Origin of the sequence: Parabacteroides faecis, assembly GCF_014647375.1 — a bacterium.
Lineage (GTDB): Bacteria > Bacteroidota > Bacteroidia > Bacteroidales > Tannerellaceae > Parabacteroides > Parabacteroides faecis.
The window spans coordinates 251,526-275,534 of record NZ_BMPB01000010.1; the positions used below are offsets into that span (position 1 = coordinate 251,526).

General features: G+C 43.0%; 12 protein-coding genes and 1 pseudogene. 7 read left to right on the forward strand and 6 right to left on the reverse strand.

Annotation, left to right across the window (positions count from 1 at the left end; translation table 11 throughout):
- Positions 1 to 15 precede the first annotated feature (15 nt).
- Positions 16 to 1,920, forward strand: a complete 1,905-nt coding sequence (locus tag IEY67_RS16160) for a RagB/SusD family nutrient uptake outer membrane protein (RefSeq protein ID WP_183668752.1) — start codon at positions 16 to 18, stop codon at positions 1,918 to 1,920.
- Positions 1,921 to 2,130: 210 nt separating this feature from the next.
- Here the strand turns inward: IEY67_RS16160 and IEY67_RS25440 are convergent, their stop codons facing one another.
- The 3 genes from IEY67_RS25440 to IEY67_RS16175 form a co-directional block, all read right to left on the reverse strand.
- Positions 2,131 to 2,241 (reverse strand): RagB/SusD family nutrient uptake outer membrane protein, encoded by a 111-nt coding sequence (locus tag IEY67_RS25440; protein WP_349177040.1) that lies wholly within the window; start codon positions 2,239 to 2,241, stop codon positions 2,131 to 2,133.
- A 54-nt stretch (positions 2,242 to 2,295) separates the two neighbouring features.
- Positions 2,296 to 3,057, reverse strand: coding sequence for a hypothetical protein (locus IEY67_RS16170; protein ID WP_007655034.1), 762 nt, complete (start codon positions 3,055 to 3,057; stop codon positions 2,296 to 2,298).
- Positions 3,058 to 3,222: 165 nt separating this feature from the next.
- Entirely contained in the window at positions 3,223 to 3,468 is a 246-nt protein-coding gene (locus tag IEY67_RS16175; RefSeq protein WP_183668754.1) for a DUF6808 domain-containing protein, read from the reverse strand.
- Positions 3,469 to 3,539: 71 nt separating this feature from the next.
- Here IEY67_RS16175 and IEY67_RS25485 point away from each other — a divergent pair.
- Together IEY67_RS25485 and IEY67_RS16185 are read left to right on the forward strand one after the other, a co-directional pair.
- Positions 3,540 to 3,881, forward strand: a pseudogene (locus tag IEY67_RS25485) (IS1634 family transposase); the annotation flags it as partial.
- 50 nt (positions 3,882 to 3,931) lie between these two features.
- Positions 3,932 to 4,120 (forward strand): hypothetical protein, encoded by a 189-nt coding sequence (locus IEY67_RS16185; RefSeq protein ID WP_044214806.1) that lies wholly within the window; start codon positions 3,932 to 3,934, stop codon positions 4,118 to 4,120.
- A 157-nt stretch (positions 4,121 to 4,277) separates the two neighbouring features.
- Here IEY67_RS16185 and IEY67_RS16190 read toward each other — a convergent pair whose 3' ends face one another.
- Both IEY67_RS16190 and IEY67_RS16195 read right to left on the reverse strand, forming a co-directional pair.
- On the reverse strand, positions 4,278 to 5,993 hold the full coding sequence (locus IEY67_RS16190) for a RagB/SusD family nutrient uptake outer membrane protein (protein WP_007655028.1): 1,716 nt from the start codon (positions 5,991 to 5,993) through the stop codon (positions 4,278 to 4,280).
- Between the two features lie 33 nt (positions 5,994 to 6,026).
- A complete protein-coding gene (locus IEY67_RS16195) occupies positions 6,027 to 9,230 on the reverse strand; it encodes a SusC/RagA family TonB-linked outer membrane protein (RefSeq protein WP_122373585.1) in 3,204 nt (1,067 codons plus the stop codon).
- A gap of 716 nt (positions 9,231 to 9,946) precedes the next feature.
- On the opposite strand from IEY67_RS16195, the gene IEY67_RS16200 reads away from it, so the two are divergent.
- A complete protein-coding gene (locus IEY67_RS16200) occupies positions 9,947 to 11,887 on the forward strand; it encodes a heparinase II/III family protein (protein ID WP_183668756.1) in 1,941 nt (646 codons plus the stop codon).
- A 7-nt stretch (positions 11,888 to 11,894) separates the two neighbouring features.
- Positions 11,895 to 13,100, forward strand: a complete 1,206-nt coding sequence (locus tag IEY67_RS16205) for a glycoside hydrolase family 88 protein (RefSeq protein WP_183668758.1) — start codon at positions 11,895 to 11,897, stop codon at positions 13,098 to 13,100.
- Between the two features lie 33 nt (positions 13,101 to 13,133).
- Here IEY67_RS16205 and IEY67_RS16210 read toward each other — a convergent pair whose 3' ends face one another.
- Positions 13,134 to 17,156 (reverse strand): hybrid sensor histidine kinase/response regulator transcription factor, encoded by a 4,023-nt coding sequence (locus tag IEY67_RS16210; RefSeq protein WP_183668760.1) that lies wholly within the window; start codon positions 17,154 to 17,156, stop codon positions 13,134 to 13,136.
- A 627-nt stretch (positions 17,157 to 17,783) separates the two neighbouring features.
- Here IEY67_RS16210 and IEY67_RS16215 point away from each other — a divergent pair.
- Both IEY67_RS16215 and IEY67_RS16220 read left to right on the forward strand, forming a co-directional pair.
- Positions 17,784 to 21,617, forward strand: coding sequence for a DUF6383 domain-containing protein (locus IEY67_RS16215; protein WP_183668762.1), 3,834 nt, complete (start codon positions 17,784 to 17,786; stop codon positions 21,615 to 21,617).
- 309 nt (positions 21,618 to 21,926) lie between these two features.
- Positions 21,927 to 23,927 (forward strand): fructose-1,6-bisphosphatase, encoded by a 2,001-nt coding sequence (locus tag IEY67_RS16220; RefSeq protein WP_122354631.1) that lies wholly within the window; start codon positions 21,927 to 21,929, stop codon positions 23,925 to 23,927.
- Positions 23,928 to 24,009: the final 82 nt, after the last annotated feature.

A 24,009-nucleotide genomic window follows, 5' to 3' on the forward strand; every position in this document is an offset into this window, starting at 1 on the left:
TAAAAGCACATAAAGATGAAAAAGATATTTAATTTGTTAACATTGGCGGCTGTTTTCGGAGTCGCAACATCCTGTACGGATATTTTGGATACGGCACCTAATGATAAGCTTTCCAGTGGTACTATGTGGACTACCGAAGAAAGCGTTGACCAGGGCGTTATTGGCGTGTATTACTCCTTGCAGAGACCTTTCCATGGAAATCAAATTATTGGTGCCGATGCCATGATTGGTTATTATGGGTATGATGCGTTTGGTATGACCGGACAGGGAGAGTATGGCATGCAAAACTTGTTTACTAAATCGGTCAATCCCAGTAACGGGTTTTTCTTAAAAACATGGCAATGGATGTATGACGGTGTGCATCGGGCTAATGCCGCTATAGCTGGTATTGAAAATGCTCCTATCAATGAAGCTAAAAAAGCTCGTTTGATTGCTGAGTGTAAAGTACTTCGTGCATTCTTTTACGATCGTTTGAACATTCTTTTCGGTAATGGCGGAATAGGGGTACCTTTGTATACGGAACCGGTGAACCCGTCTGAATGTGACAAGCCTCAAAGTTCGGAACAGGAGATATGGGCTCAAGTTATTAAGGATTTAAGCGATGCTATAGCTGAGCCTAATTTACCTGACAATCAAATCCAAGGAGAAGGACGAGTAAGTAAAGGGGCTGCTTATGCTTTGCGTGGTAAGGCATATCTGTTGACAAAGGAGTATGATAAAGCAATAGCAGACTTTGCTAAGGTAGGTGAGTGTGGTTACAAATTGTTCCCCGACTACAAACAACTGTTCAAGGTTGCTAACGAGCGTTGTGAAGAGATTATTTTGGCAGTGCAGTATATAGAAGATCCTACGGGATATGGTACGGGAATACAAAAGTATTGTGCGGCATTTACCCAGGGAGCTAAAGATAGCCGTGGCTGTTGGGGTGACTTGCAGGTGACTCCTGCGTTGGTAAACCTTTATGAAGAGGTGAATGGGCAGACTGTTAAAAAGTTTGCTTGGGAGGACTATTTGTCTGATTGGAAGAAAGTGACTGACATGGAGACAGCCAAAGGACACACGAAATATCGCAAAGTATTCTTTATTCGCGATAAGTTCGTGAATGGAAAGGAAATCCATTCTACGGTTACGAAGGCAGTTGATACGGAACTGGCCAAATTGCCCGCAGAAATTCAGGCTATTTATTTGCCGGAAGGTAATGAGGCTCGTTTAAAAACAGCATATGCCAATCGTGACCCGCGCTTGGCTTACAATGTTGTGACACCTTATGCCAATTATTTGGGGGTAAATAGTAATTCTACGGCAGAAGCGTGGTACACGTTTCGTTGGCCTGTTGCTGGTAAATATTATGCAGATCAGGCAAATGCCGAACCGAATGCCAATCCGGAGTTACCGAACGATTATTATGCTTCCGGTTTTATGAATGCACAGGCTGAATTTAAATATATTCATCGTAAATTTATCGGTGAGGGGTTGGAATACCTGCGTCGTGAGCAGAATCCGGTAGATGAACCTATCATTCGTTATGCAGATGTACTGTTGATGTGGGCCGAAGCACTTGTTGAAAAGAATGACTTGGCAGGTGCTATGGCCAAGGTGAAAGAGGTCCGTGACCGTGCCGGTATACCGACTATGGCTTCTAGCTTCTCAGATCAGACAACTGCACGTAACTATGTGCGTGACGAACGTCGTCGTGAGTTTGTGAACGAAGGTATAAACTTTTTTGATGAAATGCGTTGGCGTACGTTGAAAGAAACAAAATTCAGTGAAAAGGTTGCCCAGCATGCATGGGGCGGAACAGAGAGTACCGGAGGTACTGTTTATGATTGGATTGGTGACCAGTGGTATACTTGGCCTGTTCCCAAAAGTGAAACAGAGCTTAATCCGAATTTGATACCTACACCGGGTTGGGAATACTAATCGATACGAGCACGCACTTTGTTGATTGTATAGAATAATAGAAAGAGGGTGTCAAAGTAATCTGACACCCTCATGAAATAGAAATTTATAAGAATGGATTAGTCTATCCAACCCTCATTTTGTTTTAGGTTTTCATTCATCAGAATTTCAGACCTAGGAATAACCCAGTTGTATAAATGGTTACCTCCCCAAGTATAAGAATATTGAGGTTCACCCCAAATCTGTTTTTCCCTGTTCATTCAAACATTCAGCTAAAGAAAGGACTATATCCGCATAACGAATTAATGGTATATCAATTGGCGAATAACTTCTGTTTGGTATTTCATTTGCACCTTTAAACCCATAATTTGCTCAAATCTTGAGACTGCCTCTTTCTTAATTAAGGTCGCTACACGTAACCCCAGAGTATATATGATTATTGTAAGCTTCTAAAATGCCACTAGCTATCCTAGTATAAGGATTGCTATAAATAAGTCCTGTCGTCTTGTTGTTTACTGCCCCGTAAAGACTCCAGCATATAATACTGAAACTAGAGGTGGAGGGATATGCTTTAATATAAACAAAAGGCAGAAACTCATCGTCTTTTTGCTTATCCATTCGAGCCATAATAGCTGCAGCTTGTGCATAAGTAAAAGAAGATCCTGGAGGACAATTGTTCTCTTCTATAAATGCTGCTCCTTCATACCTATCCTTAAGCTTCTCCCACGCAGTCTTTTCTTCCTTTTTAGAGCCATCAGATTCTGTGTTAGAATCATCAGGTGGACCAGGAAAAGATATAATATTATAACGCATATTATAAGAATATAGCCAGTTTGAAATATCCGTAAGACCTAAAATATTATATCCTACACATCCTCCAAATTGTGCTATTGTTTCTTCGATTGTTAGAGGTCCGGTCAAGAATGTAGTTTTCCCTTTACTCTCATAATCCGACCAATATGGACCCATATCAAAGCCATGATACATAATAGCCCCAATAACCTCTATTCTCCAATCATGTAAATTAAAGGGGCCGTTATCGTTAATGCTTTTTGTAACGACATCTATGGTAGAATCATCCTTTTCATCAAATACTGTTTCGTTGCTACACGCAAAAAACAACATAAAAGCCACTGATGCAAATAATAGATTTTTCATAATAATAATTTAATAAGTTAAACAAATGGATTATAGAACTACAAAGAGTTAATAAATGCTTTAAATTTATTATTTTATCTACATACCACAAAGCTAAATATTATGTTATTAAACACAAAAAACACCCTACTCTCACAAGCAAGACGGCTAACTTTAGTATTAATATCAAATCAAATTACCAAATCCTGTAATACACCCCCACTTCGACATATGGCGACAGTCCGGATCGTCCTGCCTCATAACCGACAGACAGCCCAATCCCCAAAGGCGGGCAGGTATTTTCTTTGTTATATAGACGGTCTTCGGAAAAATATCTATACTATCCAGGGCGACATTATATCTGCTCACCCACGCCCTGTAATTTTGTGTGACGTACTCTTTCCTGACTTCATCACTTTTCTGCGCTACCACGGCGTGAATTGATTATCAACGAGTTATCTTTTGTTTTAGGTGGCGCAAGCTAAAAAACGTAATTTTGCGGCATGTATGTGCGCAAGAAAAAGAACCGCTCTGGCACTATCAGTGTCGTTGTAGTAAGCAAATCCTCCGGTAAGTATGAGGAAATAAAGAGCTTTGGCACCGCGGACTCAATAGAAGACACGGAAAATTTGTGTGATGCCGCCTAAAGATGGATTAACAGCTATGCAGGTCAGCGAGAACTCGAAGAGACCAAGCGAGTAGTCGGCAATATGGATGCTGTATTGATCAACGGAACTCAGTTGCTGCTTGATTGTATCTATGATAATATTGGCTTCAATCGCATACCGGACGAGATCTTGCGACATCTTGTGATCGCACGTGTATCTCAGCCTGCGCGAAGAATAGAAGCACACATGTTTGCATTTGCTTTGTCGCCTATAAAATATATAAGGAATTGGAGCGAATTATCAAAGAAAAGAACATTGACCTGAGCGTAGGAAAGGTACTTGATGCCGTCAAAACTATTACTACCATCAGAGTGAAGATGCCTGAAAATGAAGAAATTTATACTAAGACCCTATTCCTGACTGATAAACATCGGGCGATACGCTCACTATTTGACTTCGCCGATGAACCGAAATGATTTGGGTGGCGCATTGACGAAGTCAGGAAAAAGAGGAGGGTGTGCCAAAACTCTCTTTTCAACAAAATCCCCCCTGTCACACATAGCTGTAGCAGGGGGGATTTTTATATTTTGGATGTTTTGACACACCTCCTCTTTTTTTGAAATAGATGGGTTATTACCAGTTCGGATTCTGTGTCAAATCCGGATTGATTTCGATTTCTGTAGCGGGTATTGGCCACAGGTAATCGCGGTTTTCGCGGAATACACGGGTTAGCATACGTTTTCCTGTGATGCCGAATTCATCTCCGTTCAATAGAGTATGGGATAATTTCCAGCGACGCAGGTCACTGTCGCGGATACCTTCGCCAGCCAACTCGAATGCTCTCTCACGGAAAATACGCTGGAATACTTCATCCTTTGTATTGGCGGCCAGATAAGAAGGACCGCTGTTCAGCAGGGCGATTCCGGCACGGGCACGAACTTTGTTGATGTATTCGACAGCCTTTGACTGGTTGCCCGTTTCATTATAACATTCTGCCAACATCAGATAAACATCTGCCAGACGAAGAATCGGGAAGTTAACAGGGGTATGGGCACGGTCGGTAATTTGTCCGTTCCAGTCGCCTTCCGGTACAAATTTTCTCCAGAAATAGGTTTCCCATCCCCCCTTATTGTTTCGCATGAAACCGTTATTTTCGTTTACGGCAACAACGTCACCTTTTTCGTTTTTCGCGAAGATGAAAGTCATCAGACGTTCTTGGTTACGGTTCCATCCCAGATAAGTTGTGTAAGGAGCGATAACGGTGGCCGATAAACGCGGGTCACGCTGTTCGTACATCTCTTTTACTTTTTCCGATTCAGCCGGGATATCCAGTACTTCCGAACCGTCGCTGTTGACCGTGCATCTGAATACACGTTCCTTAACCTGGTTGTCGGAGTTGAAGCCGGGGAATACTTCGTCCCAGTCGAACGGGCGTCCGTCCTTGTATTCATACATGTCGACCAGGTTGGTGGAAGGTACCGTATTGTTCCAGCAACTGCCATAGGAGTTACGGGTTCCGGCATAGAAACATAAAGGCATACCGTAGCTGTTTCCTGTTCCTCCCAGGTTGATGATGGAGAAAATCATTTCGGAACTGGTATGGCCCGTCGGAGTGAATAACTCAGCGAAGTCATCATGTAATGCATGTCCAGCTTGGGATTTTTCCAGGTTTTCGATGGCTTTGTCGTATTGTTTGTCGTACAAGTAAACCTTACCCAACAGGGCCTGGGCTGCTGACAATGTAACACGTCCGTAGTTTGCATCGTTCCATTGGTCGGGAAGTCCGGCGCCCAATGCCTTTTCCAGGTCGGCAAGGATAAAAGCACGTGTTTCTTCTGCAGAACTTCTGGGTTTCAGTAGGTTGTTGAACTCTTTTTCCAGATCGGTCGTTTCGTCGTATATGGGAAGTCCTCCGAAATAGTCCAGCAGGTGGAAATAGATTAATGCACGGAGAAAACGAGCTTCACCCAACATCTGGTTTTTAGGTACTTCGTCGATAGGAGCTTCGCCAATGCTGCGGATAGCCAGATTGGCACGCTGAATGGCGTTGTATCCGTTTTGCCATTTGCCGTTCAGGAATCCGGTACGCGGGGTACAGGTTCCCAGCTGAAGGGCTTCATACTGGTCATATCCGGCTGCGACATCGGAGTTGACGTCTATCATAAACATTTTACCGTACAGGTCGGTGTTTTTCAGGGAGGCGTAAACTCCCATCAGACCTTGCTTACACTGGTCTTCCGTCTGCCAGAAAGTACTGGAACTCAACTGGTCGTATGGAGCCCTGTCCAGGTCGTAACAGCCTGTCAATGTAAATAAGGCTGCTAAAAAAGACATGATATATTTTTTCATTTTATAATTCTGTTTATTAGTTAGACATTCTGATTAGAAAGTAACATTAATACCGATTACAGCTTGACGCATGGTCGGATAGGTAACGCCGCTCACTTCAGGGTCGTATCCTTTCCACTTCGAGAAAGTGAAGAAGTTTTCCAAACTGCCGTATACTCTGACTCTGTCCATATAGGCAACCTTGGTCCATTGACTGGGCAGGGTATAACCTAATGTGATGTTACGAATTTTCAGGTACGCCTTGCTGGCAACCCAGAAGTCGGAATACTGTTCGTTACGGGTATCGCTATAGTCCAGCAGACGTGGATAACTGGCATCCGTACGGCCTTCGTACCAACGTCCGTCGATAACTTCCTGGTTCATCTGGTAACCCTGGCGGACACCACTTTTATACAGGTTGCTCAGATATACGTCTTTAATGCCGGCTACACCCTGAATCAATGTAGAGAAGTCAATGCCTTTCCAGTTGAATCCCAGGTTCACTCCATACGTGAAGGTCGGGTTCTTGCCATTTCCGATAACGGTACGGTCATCATCGTTTACCAGTCCGTCGCCATTCAGGTCTTTGTACAGGATATCACCTTTTTGAGGAACTCCGTAAGGGAATACGACCTTACCTTCTACTTCCGGGTTATTCAACATCGTTTCAACCAGTGCCAGGTCTGCATCTGTCTGGATGATACGGTCAATTTCGCGGACATACAAAGACCAGATAGGAAGTCCTTCCTTCAACATTCTGGCTCCGTCGTACGAAGGTTCGTCTCCTTTAAATTTATCGACATTGTTTTTGATGTAAGTGAAGTTGAAGCCTACATTATAGTCGAAATCCTTACCGACTCTGTCGGACCAGTTCACAGAGAACTCAACCCCCTTATTGGTTACCTGGGCGGCATTCTGCTTAGGAATTGTCGCGTTACCGTGAACCATAGGAGCCGGAAGGTCAATCAAAATGCCGTCTGTTTTCTTATTGAAGAATTCGAGACTACCGCTCAAGCGATTGCTAAACATATTATAGTCAACCCCCAGGTTGGTGATATAGGTCGTTTCCCAAGACAGATTGGCATTGGCGATGGCAGTTTGAGAAAGTCCCATTGCCACGGTACGGCCTAATACGTAGTTGGTCTGTGCATACAGCGATTGCGAGAGGTAGTTGCCGTCGTTATCTCTGTTGCTTCCCAGGGTGTTGTTACCCAGCGAACCGTAAGAACCGCGTATCTTCAGGTTGTCCAGCCAGGTGAAGTCTTTCATGAAGTTTTCTTCCGAAATACGCCAGGCAGCAGAGAACGATGGGAAATAACCCCAGCGGTTATCTTTCTGGAAACGGGAAGAACCGTCGGCACGAAGGTTGGCTTCCAATAAGTATTTGTCATCCCAACCCAGGTTGATACGTCCGAAGAAAGAGCGCATCGCCCATTCCGTAACATTACCGGTTGAGGAAGATTCACCGATAGCTCCTCCGATTACACCCAGTGACGGGTCGAGCAAATCCTTACGGGTGGCACTGAAGTAAGAACGTTTGTATTGTTCCTGGCTGGCACCAATCATGATATTTGTGCTCAGGCGGTTATTCAGATAGTTACGTTCGTAGCGGGCGATGGCATCCATGAAATTCCTGTAGGTCTTTTCATTGTAATTATAGATGCTTGTCTGGCCCACACCATCCGTATATAACGTATTTGTTTGGAAATTATACATCGGGACGAAGTTCGGTTTCGAATCCTTTTGTTTGTCATAATAATCATAGGTATAAGAACCCTGGATAGTCAGACCTTTTAACGGAGTCAAAATCGCATACATACGGGTTTTCAGCGTGTTTATTCCGATGTTACCGCTCACATTCCTTAAACGATTATATGGATTGTTTGTAGCGTTCTGAGGGTCATCTTCATTATTGGCATTGATACCCAACCGGTTCTGGTCGTCCAGATAGGCGATACCCGGGTTTCCACCGGTTAAGCCGTAGGTATAGATATCGTTGATGTTCTCGCTGACCGGAGTTGTATTGGCTGTATATCCGCTCAGGTTTACACCGATTTTCAACCAGTCTTTTACCTGCGAATCGATATTGGCACGGAGGCTGAAACGTTCGTATCCGCAATTTTCCAGGATACCCGGGTTATTCAGATAATTGAAAGATGTATAATAAGTCACTTTTTCGGAACCTCCGGTTGCTGACAGGCTGTGTTGATGGGAAACACCGGTTTCATACACATCGAAGATGTCGCTGTTAGGATATGCCAGATAGTTCGGAATACCATGCTCATTCAGACCGTTCGGGTCTTTCGACTTCTCACGCCACAAATTTATCACGTTCTGGGAGAAAGGCTCGGGTTTATTGCTGTTGCGCATCCCTTCATTCATATACTCCATGTAGCTGGCATAGTCGGTGACTACGTCGTATGGCTTGTTCAGGCTCTGGAAAGAAACATAACCGGTATAGTCGATTTTCATCCTGCCGGCCTTACCTGACTTGGTGGTAATCAGGATAACACCGTTTGCTGCACGTGAACCGTAGATGGCCGATGAGGCAGCATCCTTCAATACGCTGACTGTTTCCACATCCTGCGGGCTGACGCTGTTCAAATTACCTTCCACACCATCAATAATAACCAGGGGAGAGGAGTTGTTCAATGTTCCCTGTCCGCGTACCTTAATATCCGCATCTCCGTTGTTGGAGGGGATATTGTTGCTGGATGTGATCTGTACCCCCGGTGCAGTTCCGGCCAAAGCCGTAGAGATGTTAGTTAACGGGCGGCTTTCGGCCATCTCGCTGACATTTACGGAGGTAACGGAGCCGGACAGGTTCACCTTCTTCTGCGTACCGTAACCTACTACAACGACTTCGTCCAGTGCCTGGGAGTCTTCCGATAATTTAATCCGTAATGATTTCTGGTTATTCACCGGAATCTGTTGTTCCTTGAATCCGATAAATGAAACGACCAGTACGGAATTAGGTGATACTTCCAGGGTAAAGTTACCGTCCATATCGGTAATTGTCCCGTTTGTGGTTCCCTTCTCAACTACATTGGCGCCTGCTATCGGACCGAACTGATCTTCGACTACTCCATTAATAATGTATTTGGCTTGTTGAGGAGAAGCAGCAACAGGGTTCGGTAAGGCTGTACCCGTAGTTCCTGTTGCCGGACTGGCCGTTGCCAATCCTACAGATGCTAGAAGCAGGGTTGCTCCCAGGAACATCTGTTTTGATAAGTAAAAACGATTAAAATCCTTTGTCATAATAACACCAGATTTAGTTAATGATTAATTAATTGTTTACCCGGTTTACTGATTCTTTTTCCGTGAGTTTCAGCCTGGGTATTTGGCAAAAACCACATAGTTCTAATGGAACTACGCTGTTTTTTTGATTTGGATGGCGAAAGGATTGAAGATCAATTAGTATATAATGACTGTTGAAAACGGTGTGGATTTTAGGGTAACTTTAGGTAAGGCACTGATAAATAAATGGAGAGCGGAGAAAGACAAATCATTGGTATTTGCGTTGCAGATACTGAAAAGATGTTTGGAATGATTAAATCATCACTGTTATTATTATTGAATATCGTTAACATTCTTATCCGGAGGCTAAATATACAAAGGCTTTAAAATAGGGAGATTATCGTTTTTTATAAATAAGCGCTGGACTATTAGTGCATATTAAATGGATAAATTAATACACTCGTTAACATTAATAACATATATATTTGCATCGGTATGATTGGAGTTCCATTAGGACTAAGTTATATTTTAATATATGTGAAAACAGCTTGCTTCAAAGGTGGTATCAAATACCTTAACAGACTAAGACATACCTTTATTTACAATGAAATAAAAAGAACCTTTTGACTTATTTTTATCCATGCCTTTGGACGATAAGTGCATATGAAATGGATAAATAGACGCCTCTGTTATAGACAATCTTTCTACTTTTGTGATCAAAGCAAAAAAGTAGTACCATGAGAACACAGAAATGTTTAACCTTATTTTGTTTGCTATTCGGAATAATAGCATCAGCAAATGCTTATGTCGAACGTGATCTGCTGCAAAAGGCGGCAGATATACCTGAATTGAAATCCGTTTTATTGATGGACCGGCAATGGGTTCCTTATCCGGATTATACCGATCGCACTGCCTGGGAGCAATTTCTGGGAGATTACAGGAATGATTACATCAAACAAGGAGAAAAACGTTTGGATTATGAATGGAAAGTTGTTAAAGCAACCGACTATATCGAATACGAACGTAGCGGAAACCGGCGGATCATGGAAGATCCTTTCGGCAGTAACAACGGAGCCATAGCCGACCTGGTAATGGCCGAACTGGCAGAAGGAAAGGGCCGCTTTATCAATCAGCTGATCAATGGTGTTTTTCAGTCCTGTGAGATGACTTCCTGGGTATTGTCGGCACATTTGAGCGCACAACATTCAAAACGTTCTTTACCCGATTATAAAGAAGATGTGATCGACCTGACTGCCGGCGACCTGGGTTCCTTATTGTCCTGGACTTATTATTTCTTCCATACCGAATTTGATAAAGTAAATCCTGTTATTTCCGAACGCCTGCGCCATGAGTTACAGAAAAGAATACTGGATACTTATATGAAGGAAGACCGTTTCTGGTGGATGGCCTTCAATTACAAACCCGGGACTTTGGTCAACAACTGGAATCCGTGGTGTAACTTTAATGTACTGCAATGTTTCCTACTGTTGGAAAACGATAAAGAGAAACTGGCGGAAGCCGTTCATCGTACAATGGTCTCGGTCGATAAATTCATCAACTATACTCATTCGGACGGTGCCTGCGAAGAAGGTCCTTCTTATTGGGGACATGCTGCGGGAAAGATGTATGATTATCTGCAATTATTGTACGACGGGACCGGTGGAAAGATCAGTCTGTTCGATCAGCCGATTATCAAAAATATGGGTGAATATATTGCCCGCTCCTATGTAGGGAATGGCTGGGTGGTTAACTTCGCGGATGCCTCGGCGAAAGGTGGCGGAGATGCCCCGATTATTTTCCGCTACGGAAAGGCGGTAGGCAGTGATGTGATGATGCAGTATGCCGCTTATCTGAACAGCCTGTCAACCAGAAAATCACTTTCTTCCGGGAGAGATATGTTCCGCACCTTACAAAGTCTCCTGTATGCAAAGGAGATGGGAGAGGTGGAACCTTCTTATCAGTCTCCGGCTTATACCTGGTATCCGGAAACGGAATTTTGTTATATGACGAATAAAGCAGGTTTCTTCCTGGCTGCGAAAGGTGGATATAACAATGAAAGCCATAATCATAATGATGCCGGTACTTTCTCTTTGTATTCAAATACGACTCCGGTATTTATCGATGCAGGTGTCGGCACTTATACCCGCCAGACATTCAGTAACGAACGGTATACGATCTGGACAATGCAGAGCAACTACCATAATCTGCCGATGATAAACGGAGTGCCCCAGTCGTTTGGTTCCCGATATAAAGCGACTGCGACTTCTTTCGACCCGAAGCGGATGACTTTTACCGCTAATATTGCTACCGCTTATCCTGAAGAAGCCGGGGTGGACAAATGGGTTCGTTCGTATACATTAAATAAGAATAAGGGCGAAGTGAAGATTCAGGATTCATTTACCCTGAAAGAGTTGAAAGAACCGAATCAAGTCAATTTCCTGACCTGGGGTAAGATCGATGTCTCTTCGGAAGGAATCGTCCGGATAGATGTAAACGGAGAAAAGGTAGAATTGCTGTATGATAAAAATACTTTCACCCCGTCTGTAGAGACAGTCGCGTTGGATGACCCGCGTTTATCCAACGTATGGGGAAAAGAAATCTATCGTCTCTCTTTGAATGCCGGAAAAATGGTAAAATCCGGTACTTACACATTTACAATTAAACAAAACAATAAATAAAAGAAGAATGAAAAATTGGATCGCTTTAGCTTTCTCCGCATTCCTGATCTCTTGCGGGGGAACACCTAAAACATTAGAAAAGAGTTTTATTGACGAGAATATCGATTTCGCCCGTGCACAGCTCGGTAACGAGATAGAAGTCATTGAAGCCAGTGGCAAATGCCTGAATCCTGTGACTTTGAAAAAGGATAGCTCAGTTTATTATTGCGGCTATGGAGACTGGCGCAGTGGGTTCTTCCCTGGCTCGGTGTGGTATCTGTATGAATTGACGGGCGATACGGCCTTGCTTCCACTCGCTCAGAAATATACATGGGCCATAGAAGAAGCCAAGAACCTGACCTGGCATCATGACATCGGGTTCATTGTTAATTGCAGCTTCGGTAACGGTTTGCGTCTGACGGCCGATCCGTCTTATAAAGATGTGATGGTACAGGCTGCCAAGTCATTATCAACCCGTTTTCGTGAGGCTCCCCAGGTAATCCAGTCATGGAATGTAGATAAAGGATGGCAGTCGGAACGCGGTTGGGAATGTCCGGTGATTATCGACAATATGATGAACCTGGAGCTGATGTTCGAAGCGACCCGTCTATCCGGTGATTCCTCTTTTTATAACATAGCGATTGCTCATGCAGACCGTACGTTGCAGGAACATTTCCGTCCGGACGGCAGCTGTTACCATGTCATCGATTATAGTCTGAAAGATGGTTCCGTTCGTAACCGTCATACGGCACAGGGATATGCACATGAGTCGGCCTGGAGTCGTGGACAGGCGTGGGCTATTTACGGATTCGTTGTTTGCTACCGTGAAACTGGCGACCGTAAGTATCTGGATCAGGCTTTGAAAACATTCAATTTCATGAAAAATCATAAAGCAATGCCGACAGATCTTATTCCTTATTGGGATATGGATGCTCCGAATATACCGAATGAACCTCGGGATGCTTCTGCTGCTTCCTGTATCGCTTCCGCTTTGTATGAGATCAGTACGATGGATGTTGAAAATGCCTCAGAGTATAAAGCCTATGCCGACAGCATAATGACGTCGTTGGCTTCCCCGGCTTATCGTGCTGCGTTAGGCACGAACGGAAACTTTATCCTGATGCATTCAGTCGGCAGTATTCCTCATAATTCGGAGATCGATGTACCGTTGAACTATGCCGATTACTATTTCATCGAAGCATTGAAACGTAAAAAGGACATCGAAAAGATGTAAATGTGAAGATAATTACAAACAGGGAAGATGGATTTACTCCATTTTCCCTGTTTTTTTTCTGTATTCAGCCGGTGTTGTATCGAATTGTGCTTTGAAGCAACGGGTGAAATAACGGGGAGAACCGAAGCCTAACATATCCGATATCTCTGCGATTTGCAGGTCTGGCCGTCCGGTCAATAAGGTAGCAGCCCGTTTTAGTTTACAATTCAGCACGAAATCATTCGGAGTCATTCCTGTCAACGCCTTGAATTTGGCATACAGGGAACTGCGGCTTAATCCCAGTTCTTTAGCCAGTGTATTCATATCGAACTCCATATTGTTCAGATTCTCTTCGATGATCTTGTTTATGGTATCCATAAACTTCTGGTCGATCGGATTGCTGGCAAGCGATTGCGTATCGAAATCCTTTTGTTCGTTGAATTTCTTTTGCAGGATAATGCGGTTGCGAACCAGGTTGTTGCAGCGTGCAAGCAGCACTTTGGCATTGAACGGCTTGCTGATATAATCGTCAGCCCCGCGCTGCAAACCTTCTATGCTCTGTTCCGTTGAACTGAGTGCTGTAAGAAGAATGACCGGAATATGACAGATGTCAAAATCATTCTTGATTTTCAGGCACATTTCCGTGCCGGACATTTCAGGCATCATAATATCGCTTATGATAATATCCGGTCTTTCGTTGCGTGCGATTTCGAGTCCTTCCTTTCCGTTGTGTGCCAGTAAAACTTTGTACACCGGTGAAAATAAGGAGTTGAGGATCTGAAGTAACTCTTCGTTATCATCGACCAGTAAGACGGTGTATGTCGTGTCTGTATCTGCAAATGATAATTCGGAAGTGCTTTCGGGTAGTTCTTTGATGATACTTTCCGGAAGGATCTCGTTGCGTATGGTTTCATTGTCAGGTTCGACAAACTGGCATTCTTCTTCTTTGAAATGCGTCCGGTCTTTAGGCAGGAGGACGATGAAAATACTGCCGTATCCGGGTGTGCTCTCTACTTGTATTTTACCATGATGCAATTCGATAATGCTCTTCGTGAGCGACAGGCCGATGCCGGTACTGGGTTGTGCCGTATCCGATGTCTGGTTACCTGCCTGGTAAAAGCGGTCGAATATCTTGTTGATATCTTCTTTGTTGATACCGATGCCGTTATCTATTATTTTAATGATGATCGTGTTCTCATTCTCTTCGATCACCATCTCGATACTCGCTCTTGGTTTGGTGTATTTGAATGCGTTTGAAAGCAGATTGTAAAATACTTTCTGCATCTGTTTAGGGTCGAACCAGCAGTTGATATTTTCCTTTTCAGAGGTAAAAAGATAGGTTATCGACCGGCTGGAAGCATACTCATAAAAAGAAAGATAAATTTCTTTCAGGAACGGGACAATATTTTGTTCATACACTTTTAGTTTGACATGTCCCTGCTCCAGTTTGCGGAAGTCCAGTAACTCACTGATCAAAGCCCTCATACTGTGGGTGTTCCTGTATATCTTCAATAACTTATTATAGGTAGAAGGCGCCAGCGAACTACTTTGAAGCAATAGCTCGATCTGTGAAATGATCAGCGTCAGCGGTGTGCGGAACTCATGTGAGATGTTGGAGAAGAACTGGAGCTTTGCCTGGTTCAGTTCCTCGATCCGCTCTTTCTCTTTTCGTTCATATTGTAATGAGGTCCTTAAAAGCAACTGTGATTGTTTGAAACGGAAGAAGCCATAAATCAGTCCTCCGCCTACCAATACATACAACAGGTAGAATAACGGTGTCGCATAGAAAGGAGAATGAATAGTTATTCCCATCCGGATCGTCTGCGGTTCGATTTTGGTATCGTACTGTTTTTCCCGTACGATCAGTGTGTATTCGCCGGGGTTAAGGTTGGTATATTGAATGCTGTTGTCGCTGTTACTGATCCATTTGGTATCGAAACCTTCCAGCTTGTATTCATAGGCCGTTTCCTTTAACGTATTGATATAGTTATTCGAATTAAAATTCAGAATGAGATTGTTCTGGTTATGGTTCAAATGGATTTCCTGCGTATAAGGAAGTGCTTCGGATAATATGCGGGATTGATCCTTAGGGTAAACCGGCTCGTTGTTAATATACAGATCTGAGAAATATAACTGATAGTCTTTGGAAGGACGGAACAGGTCCTGTTCGAAAAAGGCACTTAAACCGTCTATTCCTCCGACAAAGATCTCGCCGTTTTTACAGACAAGCAGTCCGCATCCTTTATTGATACCCGATACGGGAAGAGCGGTACCCAGTTCCACCACTTTGAACATCGACTGTTCCGGATCGAAGAATGAGAGTCCCTTATCACCCGAAATGATCAGGTAGCCTTGCAGGGATTCTTCAATTTCATAACAATAGTTACTGAGGATCATGCTGTTTTCGGTTGTGTATCCTTTGAAAGAGTTATTCTTTTTGTCATAGAGGTATAATCCGGCACCGGAGGTACCGAAAAAGAGCCGTCCTTTCTTGTCTTCATAGATCGTGGTAACGGTTTGATCCCCGAGGCCGTTCTCGCCACAACGGAAGATTGTCTTGTCTTCCTCATCCTCCATGTTGATCTTATAAATCACTCTTCCGCTGGTTATCCAGATATAATCGTTCGAATCGATGGCGAAGCAATGATTCCCATATTGTTTCCCGCTGGGGAAAACCGGGCTGATATGTTCCGTGTCGAGATCCATTTTGACACTTCCCCATTGGGTCAGGAATACCAGATATTTGTCTTTCCAGATTGTCATTTGGTTGATACGGTCGCCGGCTTTGACCGCATACGAAGGATCTTCAAAATAAGGATTTCGGAATTGCTTCCGGGGAATATCGAAGATAGATAATCCGCCGGTATGGGTTCCTATGTAAAGCTTGTTGCGCTTGGCGCTGTAGGCTATGTCTTTCAGATTGTCATGGGCTATGGAGTTTTTGTCGGGATCCGCCATGAAATAGGTAAATGTTTTCTTTTGCCGGTCGAATAGGTTCAAGCCTCCTCCCTCGGTGCAAATCCAGATATTCTCGTCCTTATCTTCTGCCATGTGGCCGACAAAGGGGAAACTGACGCAATCGTTTCTGGACTTATCCGCCGTGTAGAAGGTGAAAAGGTCCATTTCGGGATTGAAATAATGAACACCTCCGTAATAAGTCCCCAGCCAGATACTTCCCTGACGGTCTTTATAAACCGGGAAAACGGAGGAGTGGGCGAGACTGCCCGGAAGGTTATCCCGGGTATAGACCTGGAAATGATCGTTATGCGGATTATATTTATTCAGTCCGGTAAAAGTCCCTATCCAGAGATTTCCGAAGTTGTCTTCCACGATGCCTCTGACCTGGTTGCTGGATATATTGTCGGCTTTTTGCGGATCATAACGGAAGCGTTTAAAGTTGCCGGACGTTTCTCTTTTATAAAGTCCGTTCATTCTGGCTGAAATCCAAAGATTTGCGTGGGAGTCTTCAAACAGACCGTAAATATCTTCGTTCAGAATGATGGAGGCCAACGGTTTATTCTCTTCCTTCATGTATAATCCGGCATTCGTGCCGATCCAGCATTGTTTTTGGGAATCGACAAAGATGCAGGTGGCATGTTGGTAAGTGTATTCCAGTTTAAAACAAAACTGCAATTCTTTTATTTGCGGGTCCCAGATAAAAACAGAATCAGCGACTCCGACCCAAAGCCGGTCGTTACCGAAAGCGACAGCTGTGACTCCCGATTGTTTCAGGCAGCTGAATTGTTGTGTATGCAAATTGTATCGTACGAGGGAATTATCAGAATTGAAATAGATATTCCCCTGATTATCTCCTGTTATGAAATCAATACTGTTGCCGACTGTAGTCTCTTTATTTGTTTCGTTTTTCAGAGTCGGTTTATGTGTCGTTACATGAACGCCATCGAAAACGCTTAATCCTTCCTCCGTCCCGAACCACATACGCCCTAGCTCGTCCTGATAGATAGACATAACGGAAAGTTGAGAAAGCCCTTCTTTCATCCCGATATGTTTAAAATAGATAGGGAAGGCGTAAGAAAGGACATGCAGGAAGATGAAAAGGATGATTGTTTTTCTCATGGCTTTATCACTATTTGCCTACGAAGATACAGATAAAATCCGAAACAATTTTACACTGAGAGTTATATAAAACGGTCTCTTTGTAAATCATGTGAACAATAAGCTACTGGATATAATGAAACCGGGGCTGTACTAGAGGTAGTTTGGGGTGACATTTCTACTCTTTTTCTTCATTTATAACGGTTGTCGCTAAAAAATAGACTTTTTTCTCTTCGGGAAACTAATAATATAAATGTACGCACATGTACATTATTTATAGGAAGTCTCATTCTTACCTAAGAAGAAAAGAATAATAACCATTGTTTATATGTTGATAATTAATACTTTGGGTAAGAAAAATGACTGACTAAATTAAAGGTTCCTTTTTTCTAGTCACAAAATTACAACAATCTTTTTAACCACCATTCTTTTTAGCAATATTTTTTTCTTTCTCTATATCCTTTCTTATCAACAGAATAACAATGTTAGTACAAAATTAGTCCTTTTCAGTATAAACTCAAAACATACACAAAAGAATGACTAGAAAAAAGGAACATTTAAACTCGTCATTTAACATTTAAGAGCAAGCGAACGAGTTGTGTAAACAGGTTTTAGATAACACTATTATTAATATTAAATTTATTGATTATGAACAAAAAGTTTTCTACTTTGATGGCTGGCTTCATGCTAGCCGCAGTAGGGGTCACTGCTCAACAAAATCATGCTGGAAACGGGGAAATTCCTTATCGTACTGACATGGTTAGAAGTGCAGTCACTTCTGTGCATTGTGACGGAGTAAACAAAATTGACTCTACAAAATGGTACCAGTTGGTAATAGAACACGGTACAGATGAACAGGCAAAAGCTCCATTAGGCTCTGCCACTACTGTTCTGACTATGGAACGTGATTATTCTACCGGAGCATTACATCTGGAAGCAAAAAAAATTGAAGATGCTGCTTTGACTCACTCTCTTTGGAAAATCAAATTTGATGAAGATGCCGTAAGCGGTCATAACTATACCTTTATTAATAAGGAAACAGGTTATGCACTGACTTTCGATCATACCAGAGCTGTAAACTTAACTGCTGCAGATGCAGCAGCTGCTGTTCTTAATGCAGAGGCAACTATCTTGGATGGCTGCAATGATATGTGGACCTGGTATTCTAATGATGATAACGGTGATACTCGTTTTGATAATCACTTGGTTTATTCTTACTATCATAAAACTAAAAAAGTCATGGCAATGGCTTTGAATGCAAACAATGAAGTCGTTTTAGTAAGTGCTCCTCAGAGCCTGGCTAAAGTCGATGCTAGTGGTTTGCAGAATATTATCTCTTTCCAGCCGGTAATTGCCGGAGCAAAGGTATTGAGCGCTGCTGAAATCAATTCTATGATTGATGCGGACGATTCTTATAAAACATTCCCTCCTGCTGCTGGAAATAATGCATCAAACCTTGCCGGAAAGTTAGCGAAGTTCTTATTCAACGTTAACATGACAAGCAATCCGTTGGATGCTTCTGATTATGTTGCAGAAGATACTCAGGTTGCCGCTTTAAGCCGTGATAATTATAGTAATGCTGAAGGTAGTAATATTATTACTGCAGGTCAGCCTTCTGTATATGCAGGTTATGGCATTCTGTTCAGAAAAGATCAGACTACAGACAAGTATTTACGCGTTTCTACGACTTATCATGAAGGTGCAACTACCAGCAATTACAATGGCTTGAAGCTGGAAGATGCTACTTTCGTAAACACAGCAAAGATTGATGCTACAAGTGCTCGTTTCCACTTCAAAGTAACTTACTATCCGACAAACGATAGTTTGGTTATCGAACCGTTGAATGCTTCTATGCCGAACAAGAGCCTTCTTCCTGCTGATGTTACTGCTAACCTGGCTGCTTTGGCTGCATTGACTCCGGCTCAATATCTGAACACAATCAATGCTGGTGTCGCTTATGGAACTGCTGGTTCTGATTTTGCAAACTGTCTGTCTAATAAGGCTGCAGGCGTTCCGGTTGCTTTGGCTGCAATAAACTTTGCTACTCCGGGTAACCAATCTCAGGTGTTGACGGTTAGCGTTCCTTACGGAATCAATGCTGATGAAGCTAAATTCATGGCTATTTCTAAAGAAGGTTATAAATGTTCTGCCAGCAGCCATGCATTGGGAATAGTTGGATATCCTGGTAACCCTGCTTATGTAACATTCAATTGCGACAATCATAATGGTGACGGTACAGGCGCTGTTGAGTATAATGCAGATATGAAGATGAAGGTTACTTTCGATAATACTTACAAAGCATTAGTTCGCACTACAGTTGATAATGGCGTATATCTGGTTCGTCTGTCTACAGCTAATCCGAATGCAAACGATGTAACGCTGACTCAAAAACGTGCTGACGGTTCTTATATCGTTGCCGATATGGGTGGTCACCTGGTATATGATGTATTGGAAGCTGATCAGGATTTCAAACGTATGCCTGCAACTCAATGGGTTATTGAACAGTTAGGTTGTGATGTTGTTAAAAAGGAAAATGCAGATCCTACTTATAACAAAACTCCGAGAGTTAAAATTACAAACCGTGAATATGGTGTAGTTGGCTTCGAAGGACAACTTTATGATGCTGGAAATGGTAAATATTATATTATCAACCATGAATATGCAAAAGGTATGACTACCAGCGGTACAGTTCATGCAACAGCTGAAAATAACTTCTTCTCTTGTGGTGATACTATTTATTTTGAAAAGATTGAAACTCCAAATACAGCCGGTTATTCTGTAATTGCCAGCGATGTATTGGCTGAAAATGTATATGCATTGCAGCATTATAATGCTAACGTAAATAATTTGTTCCTGGGCATCAGTGCAACAGATAATTATATCAAGGGTATTCCGGGTGATCCGACTTACTATGAATTGCATCTGATCAAGGGTGCTCAGGCTTATGGTTATACTAGCGCTAAAGCCGGTGCAACTCAGTTGAGCCGTGATGTATATGCAGTGAAAGTAAAGGATGCAAACAAGATCGACAATGACCATAAATATATTGCTCTTGACCATATGCATCGTTATATCGTTGCTGACGAAGCTGATATTCAGGCAGGAAAGAATGGTCTGACATGGGCTATCTTCTATCTGAAAGAAAATAACAATGTAGACAGTACTCCTTATTATGCATTGGTAAATGAAACTAGCGAATGGTCAAAGATCGGAGCTGATAAAAAGGAAATCGTTCTGAACAATAACCAGACAGCCGGTAAGATGGCTATCAAACAAGGTACTAACGAAAGTTATATCGATCAGTTATGTGGAACAACTTCTGATGTATTTGCTTTGACTGTTGATCCTCGTCCTTTGTATAAATCTTTGAGCGCAGATGCAGCTACAGCTGAATATGTAAATAACCTGGCGAAGTCTGTTACATTGTCTTCTCTCTCTGGAAACGAATTTTTGTATGAAGATTCAAGATCTGGTATCCTGAACTATCTGGCTGTTGAAAACAAGTCAGTTCAGACAAAACATGAAGGTCTGTACGTTGATTACGTTGCTAAATCAAAAGATCGTATGCCTCAGTATCTGTTTGCTGTAGCAGCCGATAGCGTAAAGGCATACTACTATTGTGGTGAAAATGCTCATGGTGCAACTCACGGATTGAATCCTGGCTGTGATCATAAAGTATCGTATCCGGGTTATGTAAGCGGCCGCTTCCTGGTTAACCTGAACGACTCTATCCAGAACTCTATCAACAAGGTAGAAGCTGCAAGCAAATTCCAGTATGACAATTACACTCGTCTTGCTTTTGTTGAAGCAGTACACCGTGGTGATTCACTGTTTGTATTGAAAGCTCCTTATACATTGAAAGGCGAAAATGCTATTACAGGTGCGGATGCTGACGGAAATATCCTGATTATCCCTGACTATCTGGCTAAAGATCAGGAAGGTATTGTTTATGACGCAGTTGTATTGGATGGAACTCATAACAATGTTGCTTTCTCTTTGCGTTATGTAGGTGATACAGAAGAAGAAGGTTTCTTACTGGAATCAAACGACGGTCAATTCTCATCGGTTGGTTCATTCGAAGGTGCTTGGTTACGCTTTGTAAATGGTACACCTGTACTTGCTAAGTTCTTCAACACTAACGGGAACCATAATACAGGTGATATCATTGACGGTAATGGTTCGACTGGTGTTACTGACTTTGGTCAGGTATTGAACCAGGCTGCTATTCTGACTTTAGGCACTGTTGACAAAGTAGCAACGGATAATGAATCTATCTCTACTTCTACAGTAGAAGTTTCGACTATCAACGGTTCTGTAGTAGTTAAGGGTGCTGATGGTAAGAAGGTTGTTATCAGCAATGTTCTTGGTCAGATATTGGTAAACACAGTGATTACTTCAAGTGAAGCTACTATCGCAGTTCCTGCCGGTGTAGTTTATGTAAAGGTTGAAGGTGAAGCTGCAGTACCTGCAATCGTAAAATAAAAATTATTTGTAATCAAATAATTCTGATAGAGTATCACGCAGCGCAACGGCGTTAATTATCCTGTGACAGGTGAACAAGTGATATTTATTAATACTAAAGTAATGAAAATAAAGTTCTTCTGTTCTACCTCTGTGAAGAGTGAAGACAGACAAAAAACAAGCCCCGGAAGATCTCTCTTTCGGGGCTTTGTATTTAAATGATTCGTAACTATCGATTTTTATTTTCCGGGTGGTGCCTAATAATAGGATTGGGATAGCTTGTCTGCTTGTATTTGTTTATCTTTGCACGGAAAAAGTTTGTAAACATTTATGACGAAAGATATAACACCCGAATATGTGTTTGGTGATCTGCGTTATCTGCAATTGCTGGCACGTAGTTTTCCTACCATTGCAGATGCAAGTACAGAGATCATCAATCTGGAGGCGATCCTGAACTTGCCGAAAGGGACGGAACATTTTATGTCCGATATTCATGGTGAGCACCAGGCCTTTAACCATGTCCTGAAAAATGCTTCCGGGGCGATCAAGCGTAAAGTGAATGAGATATTCAGCAATACGCTGCGCGATTATGAAAAGAAAGAATTGTGTACACTGATCTATTATCCGGAGCAAAAGCTGGAGTTGGTCAAATGTAAGGAACAGGATCTGGATGACTGGTTCCTGATCACACTGAACCAACTGGTACGGGTATGCCGGAATGTATCATCCAAATATACCCGTTCGAAAGTGCGTAAGGCGCTTCCGAAGGAGTTCTCTTATATCATTCAGGAGTTATTGCATGAGTCGTCGGACGAGCCTAATAAATCAGCTTATGTAGACCAGATCATCAAAACGATCATATCGACCGGACGGGCGAATGATTTCATCATTGCTATGTGTAATCTGATACAGCGGTTGACGATCGACCTGTTACATGTGATCGGTGATATTTACGATCGCGGTCCGGGTGCCCATATCATAATGGATACGCTTTGCGACTACCACCATTTCGATATCCAGTGGGGGAACCACGATGTCTTATGGATGGGGGCTGCTTCGGGGAATCTGGGTAGTATTGCCAATGTGATCCGTATGTGCCTGCGTTTCGGTAACCTGGCAACCCTGGAAGACGGTTACGGCATCAATCTGTTACCGCTCGCTACCTTTGCGATGGATGTATATGGAGACGATCCCTGCGAACTGTTCATGCCGAAGACCAATGCATCTGATTCGACTTTCGATGAGAAGACAATCCGCCTGATTTCGCAGATGCATAAGGCTATTACCATTATCCAGTTCAAGCTGGAAGGGGAGATTATCCGCCGTCGTCCGGAGTTCGAGATGGACGACCGCCTGTTGCTTCACCATATCGACCTGAAGCGTGGGATCATCAATCTGGACGGAAAGGAATACGAGTTGAAAGACAAGAACTGGCCTACGCTCAATCCGAAAGATCCCTATGCCTTGTCGATCGAAGAGGAAGATCTGATCCGCCGGATACAACACTCGTTCGAATACAGTGAGAAGTTGAAGAAACATATGCGTTGCCTTTTCCGTCATGGAAGTATGTATCAGGTTTGTAATTCAAACCTTTTGTTTCATGCCTCTGTGCCGATGAACGCTGACGGTTCGCTGAAAAGCGTCAGCATCGAAGGACAGGAATATAAGGGAAAGGCTTTGCTGGATAAGGTAGATCAGCTGATCCGTACGGCCTATTTCGATTCGGAGGATTCTCCGGAGAAAGATTTTGCGCTGGATTATATCTGGTATCTCTGGGGAGGAAAAGACTCTCCGTTATTCGATAAGAGCAAGATGGCTACCTTCGAGCGCTGTTTTATCGACGATAAAGGGGTGCAGAAGGAGGAAAAAGGCGCTTATTATACGTTACGTGAAGAAGAGAAGATATGTGACAGGCTGCTGGATGAGTTCGGAGTGACGGGTGTACATCGCCACATCATCAATGGTCATGTGCCGGTACGTTCCATCCAGGGAGAGAATCCGATTAAGGCGAACGGGAAATTGTTGGTCATCGACGGCGGCTTTTCCAAGGCTTATCACCCGGAAACAGGTATTGCCGGTTATACGTTGGTGTACCATTCCCGCGGGTTTCAGCTGGTACAGCACGAACCGTTCCTGTCTACCGACCAAGCCATCAAAGAAGGCCGTGATATCCGTTCCACGACTATTGTGGTTGAGCTGAGTTCCCACCGTCAGATGGTAAAAGATACCGACAAGGGAGCCGACCTGCAACGTCAGATCCATGATCTGGAAAAGCTATTATATGCTTACCGCAATGGCTTCATCAAAGAGAAGGAACGCAGTGAGTATTAGAAAGATTTGAACTATTCATCTATAAACCATCAGTCATCAATAGGGCTGGTATAGTTACAGGTCCATTTGCCGTCGGTTTTAA

What these genes read in the sequence shown, in the direction of transcription:
- IEY67_RS16210 (WP_183668760.1), bottom strand. Translation starts at nt 17,156, where the DNA reads ATGAGAAAAACAATCATCCTTTTCATCTTCCTGCATGTCCTTTCTTAC.
- IEY67_RS16190 (WP_007655028.1), bottom strand. Translation starts at nt 5,993, where the DNA reads ATGAAAAAATATATCATGTCTTTTTTAGCAGCCTTATTTACATTGACA.
- IEY67_RS16200 (WP_183668756.1), top strand. Translation starts at nt 9,947, where the DNA reads ATGAGAACACAGAAATGTTTAACCTTATTTTGTTTGCTATTCGGAATA.
- IEY67_RS16170 (WP_007655034.1), bottom strand. Translation starts at nt 3,057, where the DNA reads ATGAAAAATCTATTATTTGCATCAGTGGCTTTTATGTTGTTTTTTGCG.
- IEY67_RS16195 (WP_122373585.1), bottom strand. Translation starts at nt 9,230, where the DNA reads ATGACAAAGGATTTTAATCGTTTTTACTTATCAAAACAGATGTTCCTG.
- IEY67_RS16160 (WP_183668752.1), top strand. Translation starts at nt 16, where the DNA reads ATGAAAAAGATATTTAATTTGTTAACATTGGCGGCTGTTTTCGGAGTC.
- IEY67_RS16220 (WP_122354631.1), top strand. Translation starts at nt 21,927, where the DNA reads ATGACGAAAGATATAACACCCGAATATGTGTTTGGTGATCTGCGTTAT.
- IEY67_RS16205 (WP_183668758.1), top strand. Translation starts at nt 11,895, where the DNA reads ATGAAAAATTGGATCGCTTTAGCTTTCTCCGCATTCCTGATCTCTTGC.
- IEY67_RS16215 (WP_183668762.1), top strand. Translation starts at nt 17,784, where the DNA reads ATGAACAAAAAGTTTTCTACTTTGATGGCTGGCTTCATGCTAGCCGCA.